At 60.4% G+C, this 24,372-nt stretch carries 16 protein-coding genes and 1 pseudogene; 9 read left to right on the top strand and 8 right to left on the bottom strand.

The annotated features are described in order from the left end of the window. The first annotated feature begins 12 nt into the window (after nt 1-12). The 8 genes and pseudogenes from glsB to AFK65_RS10150 all read left to right on the top strand — a co-directional run bounded on the left by glsB (nt 13) and on the right by AFK65_RS10150 (nt 9,560). Nucleotides 13-939, top strand: a complete 927-nt coding sequence (glsB, locus tag AFK65_RS10185) for a glutaminase B (RefSeq protein WP_007697382.1) — start codon at nt 13-15, stop codon at nt 937-939. Between the two features lie 9 nt (nt 940-948). Beyond that, nucleotides 949-1,296 (top strand): DUF4186 domain-containing protein, encoded by a 348-nt coding sequence (locus tag AFK65_RS10180; RefSeq protein ID WP_053531615.1) that lies wholly within the window; start codon nt 949-951, stop codon nt 1,294-1,296. A gap of 131 nt (nt 1,297-1,427) precedes the next feature. Then, nucleotides 1,428-2,870, top strand: coding sequence for a GGDEF domain-containing protein (locus tag AFK65_RS10175; RefSeq protein WP_053531614.1), 1,443 nt, complete (start codon nt 1,428-1,430; stop codon nt 2,868-2,870). Between the two features lie 224 nt (nt 2,871-3,094). Continuing rightward, nucleotides 3,095-4,085: pseudogene (locus AFK65_RS10170) on the top strand (diguanylate cyclase). Nucleotides 4,086-4,154: 69 nt separating this feature from the next. Further along, nucleotides 4,155-5,126: a sensor domain-containing diguanylate cyclase gene (locus AFK65_RS10165; RefSeq protein ID WP_007697392.1), complete on the top strand. Its 972-nt coding sequence runs from the start codon at nt 4,155-4,157 to the stop codon at nt 5,124-5,126. Between the two features lie 87 nt (nt 5,127-5,213). Continuing rightward, nucleotides 5,214-5,741: a GNAT family N-acetyltransferase gene (locus tag AFK65_RS10160; protein WP_038857129.1), complete on the top strand. Its 528-nt coding sequence runs from the start codon at nt 5,214-5,216 to the stop codon at nt 5,739-5,741. Nucleotides 5,742-5,858: 117 nt separating this feature from the next. Further along, nucleotides 5,859-7,310, top strand: coding sequence for a tagaturonate reductase (locus AFK65_RS10155; protein ID WP_007697396.1), 1,452 nt, complete (start codon nt 5,859-5,861; stop codon nt 7,308-7,310). A gap of 270 nt (nt 7,311-7,580) precedes the next feature. Then, nucleotides 7,581-9,560: an autotransporter domain-containing esterase gene (locus AFK65_RS10150; protein ID WP_007697409.1), complete on the top strand. Its 1,980-nt coding sequence runs from the start codon at nt 7,581-7,583 to the stop codon at nt 9,558-9,560. A 64-nt stretch (nt 9,561-9,624) separates the two neighbouring features. Here AFK65_RS10150 and AFK65_RS10145 read toward each other — a convergent pair whose 3' ends face one another. The 8 genes from AFK65_RS10145 to AFK65_RS10110 all read right to left on the bottom strand — a co-directional run bounded on the left by AFK65_RS10145 (nt 9,625) and on the right by AFK65_RS10110 (nt 22,810). Further along, complete coding sequence (locus AFK65_RS10145) at nt 9,625-11,208, bottom strand: alpha,alpha-trehalase (protein ID WP_236612724.1); 1,584 nt, start codon at nt 11,206-11,208, stop codon at nt 9,625-9,627. A gap of 202 nt (nt 11,209-11,410) precedes the next feature. Further along, complete coding sequence (locus tag AFK65_RS10140; RefSeq protein WP_038857134.1) at nt 11,411-13,618, bottom strand: glycoside hydrolase family 2 protein; 2,208 nt, start codon at nt 13,616-13,618, stop codon at nt 11,411-11,413. Then, the gene (locus AFK65_RS10135) at nt 13,618-16,299 is read right to left on the bottom strand and encodes a hybrid sensor histidine kinase/response regulator (RefSeq protein ID WP_038857136.1); all 2,682 of its coding nucleotides are present in this window, start codon (nt 16,297-16,299) and stop codon (nt 13,618-13,620) included. Before AFK65_RS10135 ends, AFK65_RS10140 begins: the two co-directional genes overlap by 1 nt. Beyond that, nucleotides 16,296-16,733 (bottom strand): globin family protein, encoded by a 438-nt coding sequence (locus AFK65_RS10130; RefSeq protein ID WP_007697425.1) that lies wholly within the window; start codon nt 16,731-16,733, stop codon nt 16,296-16,298. Before AFK65_RS10130 ends, AFK65_RS10135 begins: the two co-directional genes overlap by 4 nt. After that, the gene (locus AFK65_RS10125; protein ID WP_007697426.1) at nt 16,730-18,127 is read right to left on the bottom strand and encodes a DUF3131 domain-containing protein; all 1,398 of its coding nucleotides are present in this window, start codon (nt 18,125-18,127) and stop codon (nt 16,730-16,732) included. The genes AFK65_RS10130 and AFK65_RS10125 overlap by 4 nt, the downstream gene beginning before the upstream one ends. Further along, a complete protein-coding gene (locus AFK65_RS10120; RefSeq protein WP_007697428.1) occupies nt 18,112-19,662 on the bottom strand; it encodes a DUF3131 domain-containing protein in 1,551 nt (516 codons plus the stop codon). Before AFK65_RS10120 ends, AFK65_RS10125 begins: the two co-directional genes overlap by 16 nt. Beyond that, nucleotides 19,659-20,999 (bottom strand): DUF3131 domain-containing protein, encoded by a 1,341-nt coding sequence (locus tag AFK65_RS10115; protein ID WP_038857138.1) that lies wholly within the window; start codon nt 20,997-20,999, stop codon nt 19,659-19,661. Before AFK65_RS10115 ends, AFK65_RS10120 begins: the two co-directional genes overlap by 4 nt. After that, nucleotides 20,996-22,810 carry a glycosyltransferase family 2 protein gene (locus tag AFK65_RS10110; protein ID WP_007697949.1) on the bottom strand — a complete coding sequence of 605 codons (1,815 nt, stop codon included), beginning with the start codon at nt 22,808-22,810 and terminating at the stop codon, nt 20,996-20,998. Before AFK65_RS10110 ends, AFK65_RS10115 begins: the two co-directional genes overlap by 4 nt. A gap of 327 nt (nt 22,811-23,137) precedes the next feature. Here AFK65_RS10110 and opgC point away from each other — a divergent pair, with 327 nt between their 5' ends. Next, a complete protein-coding gene (opgC, locus tag AFK65_RS10100) occupies nt 23,138-24,358 on the top strand; it encodes an OpgC domain-containing protein (protein ID WP_038857140.1) in 1,221 nt (406 codons plus the stop codon). Nucleotides 24,359-24,372 lie beyond the last annotated feature (14 nt).

The following is a 24,372-nucleotide window of genomic DNA, read 5'->3' as shown; positions in this document are numbered from 1 at the left end:
CGGGAGTCTCTGGTGACCCACACGCTTAATAACGAATTACTGGCTTCAATTCTCGAACAGGTGCGCCCGCTCGCCGCACAGGGCAAGGTGGCGGACTATATTCCGGCGCTGGCGGATGTACCCGCCGACCGGCTTGGCATCGCCGTCTGTACGGTCGGCGGCGAATGTTTTGCCGCAGGCGACGCCGATGAGCGCTTCTCCATTCAGTCGATCTCTAAAGTCCTGAGCCTGGTGCTGGCGATGGGCCGCTATGACGATCATGAGATCTGGGAGCGGGTAGGGAAAGATCCCTCCGGGCAGCCCTTTAACTCGCTGGTGCAGCTGGAGCTGGAGCAGGGCAAACCGCGTAACCCGTTTATCAACGCGGGCGCGCTGGTGGTCTGCGATATGCTGCAAAGCCGCTTAAGCGCCCCGAAACAGCGGATGCTGGAAGTGGTGCGCGGTCTGTGCGGCGCGCAGGATATTATTTACGACGCCGCCGTGGCGCGATCTGAGTTTGAGCACTCCGCCCGCAACGCCGCCATCGCGTATCTGATGAAATCCTTCGGCAATTTCCATAACGATGTCATCACGGTGCTGCAAAACTATTTTCACTACTGCGCGCTGAAGATGAGCTGCGCGGAGCTGGCGCGCGCCTTTCTGTTTCTGGCGAATCAGGGAAGGGCGCCGCACCTCGATACCCCGGTGATAAGCCCGTTGCAGGCCCGCCAGGTTAACGCGCTGATGGCCACCAGCGGAATGTATGAAAGCTCCGGCGAATTCGCCTGGCGCGTGGGGATGCCGGGGAAATCGGGCGTCGGCGGGGGAATTATCGCCGTGGTGCCGCACGAGATGTCTATCGCGGTCTGGAGCCCGGCGCTCGATCACGCCGGTAACTCTCTCGCCGGTATCGCGGCGCTGGAAATTCTCGCCCGCGAAATTGGCCGTTCTATTTTCTGAGGAGGCGTTATGGATGCGCTGTTCGCGCGCCTGAACCGCTCCGCCTTTCGCCGCCGTTTTCACCTCGGCGCGAAAGAGCGGCAGTATTGTATGGATAAAGGCCCGGAGGTGATTGACCAGCACGCCGCGGACTTTATCGCCAGACGGCTGGCGCCCGCCGAGCCCGCCAATGACGGCAAACAGACGCCGATGCGCGGGCATCCGGTGTTTATCGCCCAGCACGCCACCGCCACCTGTTGTCGCGGGTGTCTGGCGAAGTGGCATAACATTCCGGCGGGCGTGGCGCTCAGCGCGCCGCAGCAGGCGTATGTCGTCACTGTCATCCACCGCTGGCTGGTGCAGGAGATGAACCGCTAAACGGCGGCGCGATTTTCCGCTGACACGCGTAAACACCCGCAGATTTGTGTTTAAAACGTGTTAAGCTTATTGCCATTCCGTTATCCCGGCGCCGTCTCCCTGCCGCCGCCCGCAGCCGTAAGCGATAGATTATGTTTAACCAGGCGAAGCTGACTGGTTTTCGTGAAGAAAAAACGTTGCTCAACGCATCCCTCCTTTTTCTTCTGACCACGCTGTTTTATTTCCTGGGCGCCATGATGCGCCTGGTTGAGCCATTGTCGCTGTTCTGGCCGCTGAATGCGGTCATGGCGGCGGTGTTCGCCCGTTATCCGTTCTTAAATCGGCCCGGTTACTACGCCATCTGTTATGTGGCGATGCTCGCGTACGATGCGATGACGACCAGCTGGGGCGCCGCTTCGCTGCTGATTAACTTCTCCAATATGGTGTTTATCATCACCGTGGCGCTGCTGCTGGTGCGCGATAAACGGCGCGGGCCCGCGCTCGCACGCCCGGTTAACGCGCTGCGGCTTTTTAACTACTGTCTCGTGGCGGCGTTGCTGTGCGCCTTTTTCGGCGCGACGGGCAGCCTCGGGGTTAACGCGCAGGGGTTTCTGCCGCTTTTGTGCGACTGGTTCAGCGAACAGTTTTCGACGGGCGTGCTCCTGATGCCGTGGATCCTAACGCTTACGCGGCCGTCGTGGCCTGCACGCATAAAACCCGAAGCGCTGTGGCCGTTTCTGGCGCTGGTGGCGTCGCTTGCGGCCTCGGTGGTGATTGGCGGCGCGGGCTGTCTGGCATTCCCGGTCGCGGCGCTGATCTGGTGCGCGGTGCGCTATCCGCTCAATGTGACCTGTTTCTTAACGCTCTGCACCGGCGTGCTGCAAATTATTCTGGTGAGCGCCGGGATCATTGAAATCAGCTCCGCCAGGCTCTCTGTCGGCAGCCAGATGTTTTCGACGCGACTTGGCGTGGCGACGATCGCTATCTGCCCGGCGATTGTGGCGGTGAGCGTCAGCGCCATTAACTCACTGCTGGCGCAGATCTCCCGGCGCGCCAATTACGACCATCTCACCGGCGTTTATTCACGCTCCGGGCTTTTCGAGGCGCTGGCGCGCGACGATAACAATCCGGCGCTCGCCGGGCGGCCGCTGTGCGTGATGCTGATGGATCTGGACCACTTCAAGAGCATTAATGATAACTATGGTCATGAGTGCGGCGATGCGGTGCTGGCGACCTTCGGGGAGAAGCTGCGCGAGCTGACGGCCGACGCCGGGCGCGTGGCGCGGATGGGCGGCGAAGAGTTTGTGATCGTCTGCCCGGACATGACGCTCGATCGCGCCTGTCAGCTGGCCGAGACCCTTCGCCAGCGGGTGGCCGGGGAAACGGTCGTCTGGGAAGGGCAGACGCTCTCTTTCAGCGTCAGTATCGGCCTTGGCTATGACGCGGCGCCGCGTGAGCGGGTCAGCGACACCTTCACCCGGCTGATGCGCGAAGCGGACAGCCTGCTGTACCAGTCCAAACGGCAGGGGCGCAACCGGACCTCGGTGCACGATGAGCATCAGCCGACGCTGCGTCTGGCGCAACATCTGTCATAACCGTATCGCGACGATGCCGTGCCCCTGGCGCGCGAATAAGATATTGAACTGCCGTTTCTTTTCAGAATGTGAGCGATTGTTTCCGCGAGCGCTTTAAAGTACTTGCCGCCAGGATCCTGGGTTACTAAGATGGCTGGGTTTCGTCACCGGATACTGGTATGAAGAGCGCATCTGAGCAGCTAAACCGTCATCAGCATTCCTCCGCGCTCAGGTTCGTCAGGCGCATGTTTTTTATGCGCCAGCTGGGCACCACGCTCTGTTTTATCCCGCTGTTCGCCCTGTTGCTGGAGCTCCAGCGCCCGTTATGGACGCAGGCGCTGCTGGCGGCCAATGCCTTTGTCTGGCCTCTTGTCGCGCGTTACCGCGCGCGCCGCAGCCGCCATCCCGCACGCACAGAACTGCAAAACCTGCTGGCGGACGCGGCGGCGGGCGGCTTCTGGATAGCCCAGACGGCGCTGTCGCCGCTCACCTCTGTCGCGATCGCCACTATTTTGCTCTCCGACAGGCTTTCCGCGGGCGGTTTTCCCCTGATGCGCCAGGCCGCAGGCGTCATGGCCCTGATGTTCGGCGCGACCTGGCTTTTGCTCGGGCTGCCGGTGCATCTGGCCGTTTCTTCCCGCACGCTTTACGCCACGCTGCCGCTCATCGCGATTTATGTGCTGGCGCTCAGTGTCGTGAGCCATGCGCTCTCAACGCGTCTGCGCCAGAAAACCCGCGAGCTTGAACGCTTCGCCAATACCGATCCGCTGCTCAATATCGCCAACCGTCGCAGGCTTGAGCACGATATCGACGCGGCCCTGAGACGTTTTCACACCAGGGAACAGCCTGCGGCGCTGATGTTTATCGACATTGATGATTTTAAAGCGGCGAACGATCGTTACGGCCATGAGGCGGGCGACCGGCTGCTGGTCACCTTTGCAGAGATCCTGCGCGAGGCGACGCGTGCGGGCGATACCGTAGCGCGCTTTGGCGGCGATGAGTTTGTCGTGCTGCTGCCCGATACCGCCTTTGGCCGCGCCTGTGCGGTGGGCGATCGCATCATGGCGCAGGCCGCGCAGATGGACGTTTTCCCCGACAGCGCGCAGCGCTGCACGCTCAGTATCGGTATCGCGCGCCACGGCGGACATGCGGAGCGCGGCGCAGTGGCTGAAAGCCGCGGACGACGCGCTTTACAGCGCCAAGCGCGAAGGTAAAAATCGTATTTACGCGCTTTGACGGCGGCGGCCTCTTTGCCTGATGCCGGATACGCTATGCTTCAATTAAACAGTGCTTACAGGTTGCGCAATGAAAACACCCGATATCCCGGTTAATGAGCAGGCGCGTCTTCAGTCCCTGCATGATTCTGGCCTGCTCGATGCGGCGCCGACAGAGCGTTTTGACCGTCTTACCCGGCTTGCGAAGCGCCTTTTTAACGCGCCGGTGGCGTTGATAAGCCTCGTCGACCAGGAGCAGCTCTGGTTCGTCTCCTGCGATGGCGCCGAGCCCAAACCTATTCCGCGCCGCGTCTCGTTCTGCGGACATACGATTTTAAGCAACGCGCCGCTGATTATCGCCGATGCGCTTGGCGATGAACGGTTTCGCGATAACCCGCTGGTCAACGGCCCGCCGCATATTCGTTTCTATGCCGGTTGTCCGGTGCGGCTGCCCGATGGCGCGACCGCAGGCTCCCTGTGCATTATCGACACCGAGCCGCGGGAATTCACCGAGTCCGACGCGCTGCTGCTGCGCGATCTGGCGGCGATTGTCGAAGATGAGTTTATGGTGCTCAGCGTGGCGACCAGCGACGAACTCACCGGGCTGCTGAACCGCCGCGGCTTTACTTCGCTTGCCGGCTACGCGTTCTCGACCCACCGGCGTCGCAGCGAGCCGATGTCGCTCGGGTTTATCGATCTCGACGATTTTAAAGAGATCAATGATACCTGGGGACACGCCGCCGGCGATGAAGCGTTAAACGCGATGGCGATGGTGATGAAAAACGCGTTCCGCGACAGCGATCTTCTGGCGCGTCTCGGCGGCGATGAATTTGTGGTGCTGTTTAACGATACCGACGACAAAGGCGCGTGGATTGCGATGCAGTATCTGGTCGAGCAGACCGACGCCTTTAACCGGGAGAGCGGTAAACCGTGGCGGCTCGGTTTCTCCTGGGGCGTGGTGCAGTTTGATGAAGAGCGACAGTGCGATCTCGCGGGGCTGCTGAAAGCCGCCGATGACGAGATGTACAAGATGAAAACCACGCACAAACACGCCGCAGGATAAGATTTTCCTCTGACCCGTTGCGGCGAATCTCCGCCATGATAAGGCTTATCTGTTAACCCTTTGATAAACCCTCATGGCGGAGTACCAATGACCCTGGCGTATACCGTTCGTCGCCTCAGCGCGGCGGAGATCCCCACCCATTTAGATTCCCTGTGCGATGTGCTGACTGACTGCGTGGAAGGCGGCGCGTCGGTGAGCTTTATGCTGCCGTTCAGCCCGGAGAAAGCGCGCGCCTTCTGGCTTGATGTCGCGCAAAGCGCGGCCCGCGACGATCGCCTGGTGCTGGCGGCATTTGATGAACAGGGAAAGGCCGTCGGCACCGTACAACTGATCCTCAGCCAGCCGGAAAACCAGCCCCACCGCGCGGATGTCTCGAAACTCCTGGTGCATCGACGCGCGCGTCGCGGCGGCATCGCCCGGGCGCTGATGGAAACCCTGGAAAGCGAGGCGCGTAAAGCCGGTAAAACGGTGCTGGTGCTGGATACGTCTACCGGCAGCGATGCCGAACGATTTTATTCACGTCATCAATGGGAAAAGGCCGGCGTGATCCCGAATTACGCCCTGATGCCGGACGGCGCCCCCTGCGGCACAACCGTTTTTTTTAAGCAGCTATAAAATTTTTTAATAACTCAGCTCAATTTGATCGAAACGGGGTTTCATTAATGGTTGTTCTGATAGCGTGGAGGGCAGTTTCAGTCAGCGATCTGCTTTTAATCCATCAAGGAACACATTGTGAAAACATTGAATCGTCGTGATTTTCCTGGCGCGCTCTGGCCGGAGCGCATCATCCAGTTCGGTGAAGGGAACTTCCTGCGGGCTTTTGTCGACTGGCAGGTGGATCTTCTTAATGAACATACCGATCTGAACGCCGGGGTGGTCGTGGTGCGTCCTATCGCCAGCGATTTCCCGCCGTCTCTTAATACGCAGGACGGGCTCTATACTACGATTATTCGCGGTCTGAATGAGAAGGGTGAGGCGGTGAGCGAGTCACGACTCATTCGTTCCGTGAATCGTGAAGTGAGTGTTTATGCGCAGTATGACGAGTTCCTGAAGCTCGCGCATAACCCGGATATCCGCTTTGTGTTCTCCAATACGACCGAAGCGGGTATCAGCTATCACGCCGGCGATAAGTTCGAAGACGCGCCGGCGGTAAGCTACCCGGCGAAACTCACTCGACTGCTGTTCGAGCGTTTCAGCCACTTTAACGGCGCGCAGGATAAAGGCTGGGTGCTTATTCCGTGCGAGCTTATCGATTATAACGGCGGGGCGCTGCGCGAGCTGGTGCTTCGCTATGCCCGTGAATGGGCGCTGCCTGCTGCTTTTATCGGCTGGCTTGAGAGCGCCAATACGTTCTGCTCGACGCTGGTTGACCGTATCGTTACCGGCTATCCGCGCGATGAAGTGGCCCAGCTTGAAGAGAGCCTTGGCTATCACGACGCGTTTCTCGATACCGCCGAACACTTCTACCTGTTCGTGATCCAGGGGCCGCAGTGGCTCGCGCAGGAGCTGCGTCTCGATAAACTGCCGCTCAATGTGCTGATCGTCGATGATATTAAGCCGTATAAGGCGCGCAAAGTGGCCATCCTCAACGGCGCGCATACCGCGCTGGTGCCGGTCGCTTTCCAGGCCGGGCTGAACACGGTCGGTGAGGCGATGGATGACGCGCAGATTTGCGCGTTCGTTGAGAAGGCTATCCATGAAGAGATCATTCCGGTGCTGGATCTGCCGCGCGACGAGCTGGAATCTTTCGCCGATGCGGTGGTGAGCCGTTTTCGCAACCCGTACATCAAGCATCAGCTGCTCTCCATTGCGCTTAACGGCATGACCAAATTCCGCACCCGCATTCTGCCGCAGCTGCTGGCGGGGCAGGCGCAGAAGGGCACATTGCCGCCACGCCTGACGTTCGCGCTGGCGTCGCTTATCGCCTTTTATCGCGGCGAACGCAGTGGCGAAAGCTATCCGCTGCAGGATGACGCCCACTGGCTGGCGCGCTATCAGCAGCTCTGGACGAATCTCGGCGATAAGACCATTACGCTGCGCGAGCTGGTGGACGCGGTACTGGCGGATAGCGAGCACTGGGAGCAGGATCTGACCACCGTGCCGGGGCTGGCGGAGCAGGTGACGCGCGATCTTGACGCCATTCTTGCCCGTGGCATGCGTAACGCCGTCGCACCGCTGTGCTGATACGAAAAAAATGTAAAACCGAACCCGGCGCCGGCCGGGTTTTTTATTAAGCCATGATTTTAGTTACAACATACATTTTATAAACCTTTTAAACCTCTCACTTTAGCCTCCACGCACTGTGCTTTCAGGCAGTGAACAAAAGGCAAATCGTCACATTCTTCGCGCAGACTCTCAATTCCAGGCGTTATCCGGGTGCGCTTGCAGAAACGCTCTACACTCTATAACGCATGGCTTTCTTTCGATATTTACCTCTGAAACGCAGGAGCGCGTATGTCTTTTCCACTCTCTGGTCTTTCCCTGCGGGTAGGGCTGGCGCTGGGCTTAGCCTGTGGCGTCGCCGCGCCCGCCGCCGCCTGGGATAACCTCTATGTCTTTGGCGACAGCCTGAGCGATACCGGCAATAACGGCCGCTACACCTTCGACAGCAACCGCTATCCGCTGTATGACGAAATCCTCGCGCAAAACAATGGCCTCACGCTTTCGCCCTCTGATAAAGGCGGCAATAACTACGCCGCAGGCGGCGGCGTGGCGGTGCCTGCGCTTGGCGCAGACAACACCCAGGATCAGGTGCAGCGCTATTTAAGCCAGACGAATGGCCGGGCGGATCGCGACGGGCTCTATATCCACTACGTTGGCGGCAACGACCTTGGGGCCGCGGTGCTGCAACCGCTCCAGGCGCAATCCATCGTAACCGGCAGCGCCACGGCGGCGGCTTCACAGGTGCGCACGCTCTTAAACGCGGGGGCAGGAACGGTGATTGTCCCGACGGTGCCGGATGTCTCCGCCACGCCAACGTTAATCGAAACCGTTATTCAGCTGGGAACCGCCGGCAACAGCGCCGCGCTGCAGGCCGCGTTCGCCTCGCTCGGCAGCGCGCAAACCCCGACGCTCGCCGCGCGCCAGGAGGCGATCCGCAACGCGTTTTACGCCGCGGCGGGCGAGGTCAGTCCGCTCCCGGCGCTGCAACAGGCCCTTGGCGATGCGCTTTACGCCGCCTATGAGACGGCCGCCGGACAGGTCTCGGCGTTAAGCCAGCTCTATAACGCGACCGAAGAGCAGGCGCTGGTCGCGAGCGGCGGCGGCAATATTGTACGCGCCGACATCAACGCCATTTTCAATGAAATCCTCGCGAATCCGGCGCAGTTCGGCATTACCAATACCGCGGGCATGGCGTGCCCGCCGGGGCTGTCCGCCGCCGACTGCACCTCGTCGAGCGCGGGATTTAACGCCAGCCAGGCGTGGCTGTTTGCCGATCACTTGCACCCGAGCCCGCAGGTGCACCGCCTGATGGCGGACTATATCCAGTCGATCCTCGCCGCGCCGGCGCAGGTCGCCCTGCTGAACAAGGCGACGGCCGCGCAGGTGCAGAACAGTCGCGCCACGCTCGACAGCCGTTATCAGCAACGCCGTAGCGAGCAGGCGGAACAGGGCAGCGCAGGCGTCTTTGGCGGCTACAGCGGCGAATATGCACGCTACACGAAGAACGAGACCGGCGACGGCAGCGCCAGCACTAACAATCTGACCCTCGGCGCGGATTACCGGGTGACGGAGAACTGGCTGGTCGGCGCGCTGGTTGCAGGCTCGCTCGACGATCAACGACCGACGGATAACCTGAGCTATGACGCGCGCGGTTACCAGGCGGCGCTCTTTACCGCGGTCGATTTCGGGCCGGGATGGATCAATGCCGACGTTCACTGGCTGAAAGGCGAATACCGCAATATCCAGCGCCGCGTGGAGCTCGGGCCGCTGACGCGCGTCGAGACGGGCGAAACCGACGCTAAACTCTGGGGCGCGCGCCTGACCGCCGGGCTGGATCTGCCGGTGACCCGCGCGCTCACGACCGGTCCGGTGGTGCAGTACGCGTGGGATTACAGCCATGTGGAGGGTTACAGCGAAGCGGGCGACGACAGCACCGCGATGCGTTTTCGCGATCAGAACTTCCATTCGCAAATCGGCAGCGTCGGCTGGCGTCTGGATGCCGATCTCGGCATGGTGAAACCCTACGCGCAGGTGGATTATAAGCATCAGTTCGGCGATTCGGTCTGGCGCGGTCAGGGCGGGCTAAAATCGACGTCGCTCACCTTTAGTCGCGACGGGGCGGAAGATGACAAAAACTGGATGGATATCACGGCAGGCGCCAGCGTCGCGCTGAGCAGCAACGTGTCGGCGTTCGCGGCGCTGTCGCAAACCGCAGGCCTCAGCAGCGGCGAGCAGACGCGTTATAACATCGGCGTCAGCGCCTCGTTCTGAGTCGATTCACGCCATAAAAAAGGGCAGCCGCCGGGCTGCCCTCTGTGTTTACGCGATGAGCGGGTTACGGTTCGCCATAGAGCGCAATCAGGCGGCGCGTGACGCCGTTGGTCCAGCCGAAGCCGTCCTGCAACGGGTATTCGCCACCGCCACCGGGGCGGGGCGAGTAGTCGGCGATATGGTACTTCTCAATAAGCTTGTGGTTCTCATTGTAGAATCGTTTCACCGTACGCAACCAGTTGTTGGCGATAATATCCGCCAGCGCATCGTCGCCGTAGTTTTTCAGGCCCTGAATGGCCATCCACTGGAGCGGCGCCCAGCCGTTCGGTTTATCCCACTGCTGTTCCGTTTCCACTTCCGTGGTCAGGATCCCGCCCGGCGAGAGCAGGCGTTCACGCAGATTGACCGCAATGCGATCCGCCTGCGCATAACTGGCGAGCCCGACATACAGCGGCACCACGCAGGCCGCCGAAAACGACGCCAGCTGACCGCGACGCCAGTCGTAATCGCGGAACGCGCCCATGTCGTTATCCCACAGGTAGCGGTTAACCGCTTCGCGGCGATCGATGGCTTTTTTACGGAATACCGTCGCGGTGGCCGGAATGCCTTTTAACTGCGCGATATTGGCGATGGCGGTTTCCAGCTTGTAGATAAACGCGTTGAGATCCACCGGCAAAAAGTGCGTGGTGCGAATGCTCGCGAGCCGGTCGGCGTCGCGCAGCCAGCGGGAGGAGTAGTCCCAGCCGGACGCCGCGCCCGCGCGCAGGTCGCGATAGACTTCACTGGCCGGACGCCCGGAGAGCTTCGCGGTTTCCACATCCTCGCGCCAGGATTCATCCCGCGGCGTATCGCGATCGTCCCAGTAGCGGTTCAGCAGCGTGCCGTCTGCCATTTTCACCACATGGCGGAAGGCCTGGCCTGGTTCAAGGTTGTCCGCGCCATCCATCCAGAACGCGTATTCCATCAGCAGATGATCCAGGTAGCGTCGCGCGCCGCGCACGCCATCTTCTTCAAACAGCTCGACCATCAGCGCGAACACCGGCGGCTGCGAGCGGCTCAGATAATAGGTGCGGTTGCCGTTCGGGATATGCCCGTAGTTCTCAATCATCCAGGCGAAATTATCCGCCATGCAGCGCAGCATATCGTGGCGGCCGCTTTCGGCAAGGCCGAGCATCGTGAAATAGGAATCCCAGTAGTAGGTCTCCGTAAAGCGCCCGCCCGGCACGATATAGGCCTGGGGCAGGGGCAGCAGCGAGGAGTTCTCCAGATGCTCATGGGGCTGGCGCGTCAGAATTGGCCACAGGCTGTCGATATGTTCAGTCAGCGTCCGGCTCGGGTCCGAGACATACGGATTGGTATTGATAACCGGAAAGTAAAAATGCTCTTCGACAAAACGACGCAGGTCGAAGCCCGGCAGGCGTTTCGCCTGACGATAGTTCATCAGAATGGTCAGCGGCGACACTTTCGGCGCGCAGTCCGGGAACGTTTTACTGTCCGCGAAAATACGGGAGGCCTGAACATGCTCAAACAGCTCTAAATAGCGGTCTGCCGGCGTCAGCGCGTCCGGCGAGGGCATCCCCTCGATGGATTCAGGCTGCGGCTCGACATCGCGGGTCTCCGGGATGAGTTCACCCGATTCAGGGTCCATACGCGCCTTTTCAGCTAACTCCTCTGTAAAAGGTAAGCGTGTTGTCTGTTGAAACATGCTAATACGTACCTCCAGAGCGGCTTTCGTTTCAGATTCTGTAAGTTTAGCAAATCGTTATCGCTCTTTAACCGGACGGCAAAGAGTTTAAGAAGAGACTGAACGCCCTGAGGCGTCCAGTTATCCGTACAGTATGCGTAACGCCTCAGGGCGCGACGGTGGTCTCGTAAAAGTTACTGCCAACCGTTTTGCCTTGCGAATCAAGAATTTCATACTCGATACGCAGCGCGCCAGGGGCGGCGGGAGTGAACGTCAGCCGGGCAACCTGGCGGCTACTGTCAGGCGGGAGGGTCATCGGTTTGCTCTCTTGCTGCCCGGTAATGCCGGGCGTTTTCACGCGCCAGCGCAGTTTACACCCGTCGCAGGCCGAAAAACTATCGTTTATCGCCCATAATTTAACCGCCCCGGGCGTGCCGGCGCGCCAGTCAAGGGTGACGGGCTCGATGGACGGCAACAGCGGCTGGTACGCGCGCTGGAGCACATAGTAACCGGCTTTCGGCTGGCGCAGATAATCCACCACGCCCCAGTTAATCGACGGCCAGGTTTCGACAAACATAAAGTGGAACAGGGCGGTCACCGGCTGATAGCGCTGGCGACGATAGCTTTCGGCCGCCATGCCGACCAGATCGGCCTGATATTTCTGCGTGTTATGGATGAACTCTTCCATATTCTTGCCGCGCGGAATTTTGGCGAAGCCAAACGTCTGGAACGGCTGGAAGTTATGATATTTCCAGACTTCCCAGCCAGGATCGTCGGCTTTTGTCGAGGCGGGCCAGCGTTTGTCGGCAGGGATAATCGTTTTAAGCGTCGAGAGCTTCGGCAGCGCCTGGGCGCCGAATTCGGTAATGATGCCGGTTTTCGCCGGTTGCAGCACATCCGTCATCACGCCGAAATACCACCCCTGCCAGTAGTGCTCCTCCACCGCCGAGAAACGATGCACGATGCGGCTGTTATCCTTTGCCAGCGCGTCGGCCACCCGTTCCGTCAGTACGCGGTTGAGATCTTTATGCCAGTCCGGGAAGCGTTTCTCCATCCACGGCGAGTTCCACGGCGGCTCATTGTGGCCGCCCCAGACGATAATCGCCGGCGAGTTACCGATCTGCTCGGTCATCTCGAGGCTCTGGCGCGCGGCGTTATCGGCGAATTCCGGGCTGTCGTTATAGCCCCACTGGAGCGGCACGTCCTGCCAGATCATCAGCCCCATTTCGTCGGCCATACGATAGAGCGGGCGGCCCGCCACATGGCCATGCACGCGAATGGCGTTGGCGTTCATTTTCAGCGCGAGCTCGATATCGCGGCGATATTTTTTTTCATCCATCTCGCTCAGCCACGGCGAGCCGATATAGTTGCTGCCTTTGATAAAAATTCGCTTACCGTTCAGCACCCAGCCTTTGTTATCCGGCTGTTCGACAATCTGGCGCAGACCGGTGCGGCTTGCGATGCGCTCCATTTCGCCCTTATCGTCGCTGAAGACGGCGCTGACGCGGTAGAGGTGCGGAAAGCCATAGCCTTTCGGCCACCAGAGCTGGGCGTTTTCCATCGGCAGCGTGAATGAGAGGCGCTGCGGCGTGCTGCCGGTCGCCGCCAGCCGCACGTTCTGTTTCTGCGAAAACTGTTCGCCGGTAAAATTCGCCGGGCGGGCGCGCAGGGTCAGCTCCACCTCGCGCGCCTGCGCGGCGCGATAGACGAGTTCGACGCGAAGCTGCGGCTTATCAAGCCCGTGTTGAAAGTCGGGCCGCAGGATCAGGTTATCGACCGTCACGCCGCGGCTCAGATGCAGGCGCACCGGCGCCCAGATCCCGCCGGAGTTGGCGTCCTGGCCGCGCGGCGACCACGCGCCGCCGGGGCGCGTATCGTGCTGATTAAGCACCCCTTTCACCATCGTTTTATGCAGTGGCCAGATAGTTTTGGGGTCTTCAAACGGGCTGTCGACGCGCACCGCCAGTTTGTTGTGACGTTGTAACTTATCGGTGATGTCATACGCGAAACGCTGGAAGTAGCCTTCATGTCGGCCAAGCGGCTGACGGTTCAGCCAGGCGTCGGCGTAATAATCCACGCCGTCAAAGACCAGCGTCGCCATCGTCTCTTCCGGCAACGGCGGCAGGGTAAATTCATGGCGATACCAGAGCACGCCCTGATGATCCCAGCCTGCGGTATACCAGTTCGACGGCACCTTTAACGTGCGCCAGTCGCGCACCGGCCCTTGTTGACCCATAAACGCGGCGTCGTTGCCGTCGTGGGCGCGCCAGTCGCCCGCCAGCGACCAGTTGGCAGGCACCGGCACCGGCGGCGCCGTTCTGGCGGCCACCACGCCGCTCGTCAGTACCAGTAACGCACAGGCCAGACGTTTCATCATCCCTCCAGCAGTTGAATCAGGAATTCACGCACGCGACGCTGCTGCGTCCCGAGCGCCTGACGCCACGCCTCGCGCTGCGCCGATGGCGCGCCGGGTTCGCGACTTTCTATCTCCTGCAGCAGCGCGGTCAGTCCGTCGAAGCCGAACGTCGCCGCTTCGCCGCGCAGCTTATGCGCCAGACGGTGGGCCTGATCGCCGTCGCCTGCGGCAAGCGCGGCGTCGAGCAGCGCCGCCAGCTCGTCAAAGCCTTCCGCAAACAGCCCGAGCAGCTCTTTTAACAGCCCCATGTCGCCGTCAAAGGCCGCCAGCAGCTGCGCGCTGTCCGGCAGGCCGTCCAGCGGCGGCGGGGCGCTTTGCGGGGCGAAGCGCGACAGCTCGTCGGCAAGCGCGACCAGCGCCACCGGTTTTGAGAGGTAGCCGTCAAAGCCCATCGCGAGGCAGCGCTCTTTGTCGCCCTGCATCGCGTGAGCGGTCATCACAATCGCCGCCTGATGTCCGCCGCGCAGCGCTTCTTCCTGGCGCAGCGCGCGGATCGCCGCTTCGCCGTCCATGACCGGCATCTGCAAATCCATCAGCAGAATATCCCAGCCGCCGCGGCGCCACTGCTCCAGCGCCAGCAGGCCGTTATCCACCGTGACGCACTCATGGCCGAGTTTCTCCAGCAGGCGCACCGCCAGCAGCTGGTTTACCGGATTATCTTCCGCCAGCAGAATGCGCATCGGCGCGCTTTGCGTCAGTTCAGGAACCGCGGCCGTGACCGTCGTCACCGGCGCGGGTCTGGCAGGATCAGGACGCAGCGCCTCGCCAAGCGCGCGCGCCAGCTCCTGCTGATCGACCGGTTTATTGAGATACCAGGCGATCCCGGTGCGGCGCAGCGTCGAGAGATCGAGATCGCGGCTCATGGAGCTGAGCATGATAATTTTGCTGCGCGAAGCCTGCGGCAGCACGGATATCTCCAGCGCCAGCGAAATGCCGTCCATTTCCGGCATCTGGGCATCGAGCACGATCACCGGAAAATCGCTGTCATTCTCCAGCAGCGCCAGCGCCCCGGCGGCGCCGGAGACGCACACCGGGTTTAAGCCAAGCTGGTTGAGCATCGCCTGCATCAGACGGCGGTTAGTGGCGTTATCATCAACCACCAGCACCCGCTCGCCGTTGAAGTGCGTCAGCGGCTGGACTTCCGGCGTCGCCTGCGCGGCGCTTTGCAGCGGCAGGGTAAAGCTGAATTCGCTGCCCTGATTCGCCTCGCTCGCCACCGTCAGCTGGCCGCCCATCATCGCGACCAGACGTGCGGAGATCGTCAGCCCCAGCCCGGTGCCGCCATAGCGGCGCGTGGTGGAGGTATCCGCCTGACTGAACGCCTCGAAAATCACCTGCTGTTTTTCCGGCGGTATGCCTATGCCGCTGTCGCGCACCCGAAAGCGCCATTCGCCGTCCTGCGCGCCAGGCGCCACCGCCAGCAAAATCTCGCCCTGATGCGTAAATTTCAGCGCGTTGCTGAGGAGATTGGTCAATACCTGGCGCAGGCGCACCACGTCGACGCGCATCATCTCCGGCACGCGCTCGTCCACTTCGACCAGCAGCTCTATCTGTTTTTCGCTCGCGAGCGGCATTAGCGGGCGCACCAGCGACTGAATAAAGGGCCTCAGCGCCACGTACTCCTCATGCAGGACGATTTTACCCGCCTCGATTTTCGAGAAATCGAGAATGTCGTCGATGATATGCAGCAGCGACTGCGCCGAGCTCATCACCAGCGTCAGGTATTCGCGCTGCTCGCCGTTCAGTTCGGTATCCAGGCAGAGCTGCGTCATGCCGAGAATGCCGTTCATGGGCGTGCGGATCTCATGGCTCATATTGGCGAGAAACGCGCTTTTGGCCTCATTCGCGGCCCGCGCGGCGTTGGCCGCGTCGCGTGAAATCAGCTCGGCCTCTTTACGGCGGGTAATGTCCTGGAGAGTGCCTATCAGCCGCTCGATCTCGCCGGTGACGGTAAGCGCGATGATCTGCCCGGAGAGCAGCATCCAGAGCCATTTGCCGCTGCGGTGCTGAACGCGGATTTCGCACTCAAAAACCGGCATCTGATGCTTGCTGGCGCGCTGCATGGCGTTTTTCAGCAGATCCCGATCTTCCGGGTGGATCAGCGACAATAAAAAGCGGCTGGTATGTTGTAGCTGGCTGCGCGGCTCGCCCAGCAGATTCAGAAACGCGTCGTTGAGGTGCAGGATATCGGTGGTGACCTGCCAGTCCCAGATGCCGATGTGAATCGATTCCGCAGCCAGCAGGAAATCGTCATGCAGCAGCTGGCGCGTGCTTTGTACAGTATCAAGCGCGGTGATATCGGTATGCAGGCTGATGATGCCGCCATCGGCGGTTCGCTGATGCTGAATAAACAGCCGCCGCTCGTGTAACTGGCGCACTTCGCAGTGGCCGTCGTGGCGGCAATTGGCGAGCAGCGAGGCGATAAGCGTGTCGCGGCTGCGGCTGTCGGTCTGAAAACCTGTATTGATAAACTCCACCGCCAGCGCGCTTAAGGCGGCGCCCGGCACCAGATGGGGCGCGATGCCGGGATAAAAGCGGCTCACCTGGGCATTCCAGGCGACCAGCCGCTCATCTTTATCGTAAAACAGCAGGGCGGCGGGCAGCGCGTCGAGCGCGTCCGTAAAGGCGGCGCTGTTCATGGTTGCGCCCCTGGCTGATAATTCAGCTCGGCCTGGCGGCGCATATACTCAAGCCCCGGCGCTATCGTCATCGCCCAAGCGGTCAGCACCTCTTCATCGCAGTCAGGATCGAGCTCCGCCACGGTGTCGAGGATCGCGCGCCGCCAGTGGGCGAAAAAGTTGGGCGGCAGGCGCACGCCGTTACTCTCCTGCTGGCGCGCCAGGCGTTCCAGAAAATCGGGTACCATCAGCACGCCGTCCACCATCAGCATCGCGAAAAAGCTCTTATAGACGAAATTGCGCAGCAGCCGCGGCTCGACGGCCGCGAAGTGGTGTTCGGTTTCCGGCGTCATATGGATGAAGCGGGCGAAAAAACGTTCAAAAAACGGCTGCTTGTCGTCGTCGGGAAACAGGCGGCTGTAGCTTTCGTCAAACAGATCCCGATAGAGCATCATGGGCGAACCTCCGGGCGGCTTTCGCCAGGCAGACACTGGCGCAGGGGGTTGAACACATCGCTCAGGCGGCGGCTAAAGTAGCTGCCGGGGGCGGGGGCGTCGCTCGCCAGCAGCGGACCGCCGTTAGCTTTATAAAACAGCGCTTCCAGTACCGTGGCGTTGGTGGAGAGCGTAAGCGCCCGGTTATAGTCGCCGGTCGCCTCGACGCGGCCTTCATACCAGCCGCGTTTTTCGTCATACATCAGGTGCGTCGCCTGCATCAGCGCGTCGGTATAAGGGGTGTCCCACAGCACCCAGAGGGAAAACACCGCCTTGGTGGAGACCTGCGCGAGACGCGGGTACTCTTTGCCGTCGTCGCCCAGCGTGTTCCAGGGGTAGCCGTTGGCCCAGACGGTATCGGCGGCGTGCCACGGCGCGGTGGCGAGCGTGAAATCGGCGCGGGCGGTAAGGATCTTCTCCTGCTGCCAGCGGCTCTCCTGAGTGAGATAGACCGTCTTCGCGCGCTCGCGCAGGTTGTCGATTTTCTCGCGATCGACGCCCGGCACTTCCCAGCCAAACTCCAGACCCGGCAGCGTATAGGGCAGCGTGGTGATAAGCGACGGCTGCCAGGTGGTGCGCGGGTCGCGGGCGTCCACCGGCAGCGCGCGACCGTATAAAATGACGTTCTGCGACGGCGGGCCCCAGGCTTTCGCGGGCTGAAATCCCCACAGGCTGAAGCCCGCGGCGGCGTATTCGCTTTCGCCAAGGCGAATTTCATCGCGCGGCGCCAGCAGCCCGTTCTGCATCTGCGCGGCGTAGAGCGTGCCGGTCTTATCGATGACCGGGCAGAAATTCCAGCGCATCACCACGCGCTCCAGATATTCGCTGTATTGCGGGTGATATTGCGCCACCAGGCGCAGCGCCAGCATCAGACGCGCCATGTCGCGCGCCGACCAGCCCATCACGCCCGGTTTACCGGTGAAATCCACCATTGCGGGCGTCCAGGTGGAGTAGAGCCGGTTCGGGGTCTGCCGGGCGGTGAGCGGCAGACGATTCAGCGTGCCGAGCAGGCGGGTCAGCCTCTCGTCGAAAGTTTTCTCATCCACCAGCCCCAGCTCGCGCGCGGCGGTTAACGCGATAAGCGAATCGCCCATCTGCCAGAGCGAGGCGACGGGGCGTTTATCGCTGCCGTTGACGAGGCCCGTGGCCTCCTGGGTGTTATTTTCGAAATAGCGCCAGGCGATGGCGGCCCATTCGCGCTCCTGCGGCGTGAGCTTACTGATGCGCGCGGTGGTGTGCCAGCCCCCGTGCGAGAGCCAGCGCCAGCCCGCGCGATCGTCGCGCAGCAGCAGCCAGGCGATAACCGCGCCCAGCACGGCGAGGATAAGCAGCAGGCGGCTTACTGTTTTAAGCATGTCGCAGTTACCGGTGGCAGTTTCACAGGTTCGTCCTCTTTACAGGTCGCGCACTGGCAGGCCTGACAGGTCGGTTTGCTGCGTACCGCGGTGCCGCTCTGCTGACACCAGTTCTGGATGCCCGGCGTCATATTGAGGAACGGACGGTTACGGCGGGTGTTGTTATCTTCAAACAGGTCGACCAGCTTTTTCTCCCACAGGGACGGCGCGTAATTTTTATTCTTCGGATCGTTGGTATTAAAACGCAGCAGTTTGCCCTGTTTCTTATAGAGCAGCGCTTCGAGCATGATGCCGTTGTTGTTGCCGGTGAAGGCGTTGATCGGCCCGTCGCCGTTCTCATAGATGCCTTCGTAATAACCCTGTTTCGGATCGTTGGCGTTTTCAATGGTGGTGAAGAGACGATCGGTATAGGGCGAATCCCACAGCACCCACATGCCGAGCGCCGCCTTAAGCGACACCGCCGCGGCCTGCGGTACGTACTGGCCTTTGTCGGTAATGGTGTTCCAGTTAAACCCATCGCTGAAGACGGTGTCGTAAACGAAGTAAGGCGATTTATCGAGCTGATGCTCGGAACGGGCGGTCAGCACGCCGGTGATGGTGTAGCGGTTCTCCTGCGCCTGATAGACGCGGTCGGCGAAGTTTTTCATCCACGGGTGTGAGTAGTTATTGGGGCTGTCGTCGCGATCTTTGGCGGTATCCCAGCCCATCTCCAGGCCATAGAGCAGGTACGATTCGGTCACGACGTAGTTATGCTGGCTGGTACGGCGCGGATCGCGGGAGTCATAAGGCACCAGCACGCAGTAGATATCGGCCAGCGCGTAAGGCTCCGGGCGGTTCGCCTGGCAGGTATTAAAGCCCCAGAGCTGGTAGCCTGCGGCGCCATACTCCTCATACCCCAGACGGCCCTCCTGGACATATTTCGGCTGGTTATTTTCCAGGTAAGCGCCATACATGGTGCCGCAGGGATCGATCACGTTGGTGAAATCCCAGCCGAGCACAATGTTATCGACGCTGTTGCCATATTCCGGGTAGCGCTCTTTAACGTTCTGAAGCCATATCAGCATGCGGCCGATATCCAGCGCCGAGAAGCCGATTTCGCCCGGTTTGTTCAGGTAGTTCACCTTCTGCGCGGTAATGGTGTTATAGGCTTTGTTCGGCACCTGGTTGCGGAACAGATCGAGTTTATTCAGCGTGCCGAGCAGCTTCAGCATACGGCGGTCAAATTCCGCTTTGTCGATGATCCCCAGCTCGCGGGCGGCCACCATTGCGCCGATATAGGAGCCGGTATCCCACATGGTGGTAGACGGATACTGGTTGACGGCGTTGACCAGCCCGGTCGTCGGCTGGTAGTTGACCACGAAATATTGCCAGGCGTTTTTCGCCATTTTCATTTCGCGATCGGTCAGCTCGCCATGACGCGCCGGATAGTCGTTTGCGGGCAGTTCGCCCCGGCCCTGCGCCGTCACCGTGCAGCCGAGCAGCAAAAAGAGGCAGGCTACGCTGCGAATAAACAGGGATACAGATTTCAAAGTCATGGCGTAACTCCCGCAGAAGCATTGGCGGTGGAAGGCGTATGCTGGCATCCCAGACAGAGCAGTTGCCCGCCCGCGATATAGGCGAGGCTCTCCAGCACCACCGCGTTGGTGTCGGCATCAATCACATTATTCACGCTGTTATTAAGATTCAGACCGCGCTGCCAGCCTTTACCCGGCACCAGCAACGGCTGCACCTGCTGGCGCAGGGCTTCGCTCCAGCCGTTGCGAAACAGCGCATACCAGGCGAAGGCGGAGCGGGTCGAGGTAATGGCCGTGCGCTCCGGCGCGGTTTTGTCATAAGCGGTTTCGCCCGGCTCGCGCTGCGGCTGGCGTTCGGGAATGGCGGCGGCGTAGTCAGGCGCCTGCTCGGCGTAATCGGTACTGATCGGCGGCTTGCGCACCCGCAGGCTGTGGCGACGTTGCTGGATCTGCATGATGCGCCACGCCACTTCGCCGCTCTGCGCGTCAAAGCCGAGCTCAAGGCCGGTCAACAGCCAGGGGAGGCTCACCAGCGACGGCTGTTTGCCCCACGGCGTGCGCAGCCCTTCATCCGGCACCATGATCCCGTCGATATCGATCATACTCTGGCCCTCCGGCGGCTGCGTCACCGCAAGCCCGGCGGTGGTGTTGATAAGCCGCAGCGTATGGCTGGCATAGGTGCGATAGCCAAAGCTGTCGCGCGGCTCGTCGGTCGGGATCACCCAGTGGCGTACCGCCAGCGCGGCGCTGGTATTTTTCGCCTGGACAAACAGCGCGTCGAGATCCCAGCGCGCCAGCAGCGCGTTGACGGCAGGCGCATGCTGCGGGTAGTGCCACAGCAACACCTGGAGCGCCATCAACAGCCGTCCGGCGCCGACGGCGCTGCTTTCGGGCTTGCCTAAAATGTCCTGATTATCCGCGCGGTAGTAAGCGGCGGGCAGACCGTTCGGCGTGAGCGGCAGTTCGCCCAGCGCGAATAGCGCCTGCGTCACACGTTCGTCAAATTCATCGCGCGTGATAACGTCCAGCCGGTAGGCCGACACGGCCGCCAGCAGATAGCTGCCGGTGCTCCATAGACTGAACCACGGCGCGCCGTCCTGCGCGTTCACCAGCCCGTCGGGGCGGGTGTTATTGACGAAATATTGCCAGGCCACGCGCGCCCAGATGGCCTCATCATAGGTGAGCGGGCGGGAATTGGGCAGCGGAGGGAAATCTTCGCTTAAGGTAATGCCGCTGCTGCTCTCCACGCGCGTCGGCATCTGGCGCTCGACCCAGACCACCACGGCGAACCCAATCAGAAAGCCCACCAGAATAGTGATATAGCTGCGCGCGCTCAGCAGGGCGTCGGTCACTTTCATGCGCCGCTCTCCTCATCCGCCGGTTGCCACATGGCGGCCATGATCATGGGCAGCATGGCGGCGATATTCACCGCGCCCCAGAAGATGTTAATCACATAGCCGGAAGGGTCGTCCACCGCGCCGCGCGCTACCTGGATACCGCCCCAGATAAGCCCGATAAGCGTCAGCGCCACAATGGCGATTTGCGGTTTCACCAGGTAGAGAAACCGCCCGGTCTGGCGCTCTTTCGGGGTGACGTGAAACTTAATCTGTTCGCCGCGTAACACCGTATCGAGCGCCTTTAAATTCATCGAGAAAAACGCCAGATACGAGGCGCGGCCATCCCACGCGGAAATCCCCCAGGTACCGAACATAAACGCCAGCTCCGAGACAATGAAAAAGGGCAAAAAGTGCAGATAGAACGGCGTCGACCAGGCGGAGACGGGGGGAATGCCGGTGAAGAGATAAATCAGCGGCGAGATCAGAAACACCGTATTCCAGATGCAGGCGAGATAAGACCAGAATGTCGTGGCGTACATCAGCGTCTGCGGCAGCGAGAGCTTAAAGCGGCGGCGGCTGAAGATATTGTCGTGAAAGAGAATATCCAGCGAGCCCGCGGCATATTTAAAGCGCTGGATAATCCAGGTGAGCATATCCTGCGGCGAAAGCATTTTGGATTCGATACGCGGGTGCATCACCGAGCGCCAGCGGCGCGCGCTATCGCCATGCAGCACGATAGAGGTGTAAATATCTTCCGAGACGTGAAATTTATAGGGCGTCAGCTCGGTGTCATAGAGCACATGCGGGCGCATCGCGTCCTGAAGCGCTTCTCGCATCGACGGATCGCGGATATCGCGCGTGTGGCGGTCAATCTCTTCCTCCACCGTCCAGACATAACTGCGCAGCGCCGCCTGCATAATCGCCTCGCGGCGATGCACCGACGCCGCGCCGCAGCAGAAGGCCGCGTTGGCCCAGTTACGGCGGCGCAGGATCACATCATAAAACATGCGCGGATCGTTAAAGAACGGGTCGCGCCCGATAGTCACCGGCCCGACGATTTTCTCCGACAGCCAGCCGAGCGCGTAACCCGGTTTACCCGCTTTGCGCGACAGCCAGCGCGGCAGGCGTTCGCCTTCAGGGAGATCGAAAAACCACTGCGGCGTCTGCACCCAGGCGACATCCGGGTCGCGGAAGTAGCCGAGCGTATGCTCAAGCAGCGTAGGGAATACGCGGGTATCGGCGTCGCAAATCACGATAAAATCGCCATCGGTCTGCTCAAGGCCGTTGCGCAGGTTGCCCGCCTTAAAGCCGATATTGGTTTCGCGGGTAATGTAGTTAACGCCTTCTTCTTCGCAGACCGCGCGCATCGCGGGACGGCGGCCATCATCCAGCACATGAATGCGGTAATCGAGCGGGCCGGGATAGCGCATCTTCAGCGCGTCCTGAATGGAAAGCCGCACCAGTTCAACATCTTCGGAATAGGTGGCGATAAAGAGATCGACGCGCGCCGGGCGCGTCTCGGCCCGATCTTCACTGTTCAGGCAGTCGTTAATATCCAGCGGGGCGGGCTGCTGAGGCGGGTCATCCTCGCGCCACAGGTTGATGGTAAACAGTACGGTGCCAATCCAGGCGCAGGTCTCCGCGATGACCAGCGGCAGGGCGTACCACAGCGCGTCCATGTTGAGCGATTCCATCCAGCGCCAGCGAATATAATTCGCGCCCAGCACTAACGCCGCGACCGACATTATCTGCCAGAGAATTTTCACGGCGCGGGGCGTTTTTAGCGGCTCCGGCGGTTTACGATCTTCAAAACGGGAGAAATAAAAACCCATAGCGGCATCATCATCCAGACACAACAAAGACAGTGGCGGGAAATAATTATCAAAGGCAACTATTTACCGTCAGCGAAATATCTCTGGCACAACAGAACATTCGTTTTAAGTTTATGAAGTGATTGTAGATGCCCGCGCTAAACTTTCCAGCGACATAAATTCACGCAACGATTTGCAGCGCTTCGTTTTTTCGTTTACCCGTCACTGAAAATATATTTTCCACGAAACGCTGACAGCCGCTTATTGCCGTATACACTTTTCTGATAATACTCAGAATATATTGCGCCGCCGGAAACCGGCGGCCCCAGCCGATAAGAAACCAAGCCGATGAGCGATACTGCAAGCGTAGCTTCAACTCGCGATATGCCGCGCGCGCGCGTCTCCTGGCGCTATGTGGCGGCCGACCGGCGCGATCTGCGTATCGACCTGATGCGCGGCATTGCGCTGGTCATGATGGTGGTCGCCCACACGGAGGTGATGTCGATATTTAATATATTGACGTGGGAGCGTTTCGGATTAACCACCGGTGCCGAAGGCTTCGTGATCCTGGCCGGGTTTATGCTCGGCATGCTCAATCGCCAGCGTCTGCAAAAGGCCGTGTTACTGACGGTGGGCTGGACGCTGTGGCGGCGCGCGTGGAAGATCTATCTGGTTAATATCGTTATTATCCTGAGCGTACTGCTGCTGTCGAAAATACCTTTTATCAATACGTTTGAAATAAGCCATTTTGTCGACCGTTTCTCTGGAAATAGCTGGTCGCTGTTCCCGACCACGCCGCAAATTAAAGAAACCTGGTTCAACATTATTTTGTTTTTGCAGATTGGCCCGCACCAGACGCAAATCCTGGGGCTCTATGTCTTTTTACTGCTGATGAGCCCGTTCTTTCTGGCGCTGCTGCATTATCGTAAAACCCCGTGGCTGATTGCCGGGTCGGCGATGGTTTACGGGCTTTATCAGGTGACGCCGTTTCGTCTCACCGCCAGCGAATTCGAGTTTGCGTTCCCGCTGATGGCCTGGCAGTTCATCTACGTGCTGGGGATGTGCTGCGGCTGGTACAAAGAAGAACTGCTCTCGCTCGCGCGCACCGGCCCCGGCAAGGTGACGGTCGCGGTCATGGTGGTCTGCGCGCTGATTATGATGTTTATCGCCCAGAATCATACTAACCCCTTTATGCCGCCGGGCCTGCTGATGCATGTCATTTCGCCTGCGGATTTCAACATGATTTACCACACCTGGGCGGCCAAAAACGGACTCGGGCCACTGCGCGTGCTGAACGATTTTTGTCTGATGGTCACGGTCTATCTGCTGCTGACCTGGTGCTGGACGCCGCTCTATCGCCTGACCGGCTGGTTTCTGATCCCGCTCGGCCAGCATTCGCTCTACACCTTTATTTTGCATGTCTATGTGGTGCTGCTGGTCAGTCAGGTGGTGCATTTCGATTTATGGCATCAGGCCTGGCTTATGAACACGCTGGTTCACGGCGTGGCGCTGGGCATTCTCTGGCTGATGGCGAAGTATGACGTCGCCGGACGCTGGATCCCCAATTAAGGAACGACAAGGGT

This window comes from Cronobacter universalis NCTC 9529 (assembly GCF_001277175.1).
Classification (GTDB): Bacteria; Pseudomonadota; Gammaproteobacteria; order Enterobacterales; family Enterobacteriaceae; genus Cronobacter; species Cronobacter universalis.
The sequence above is the reverse complement of the archived record's forward strand: the minus strand, read 5'-3'. Positions and strand labels throughout refer to the sequence as shown.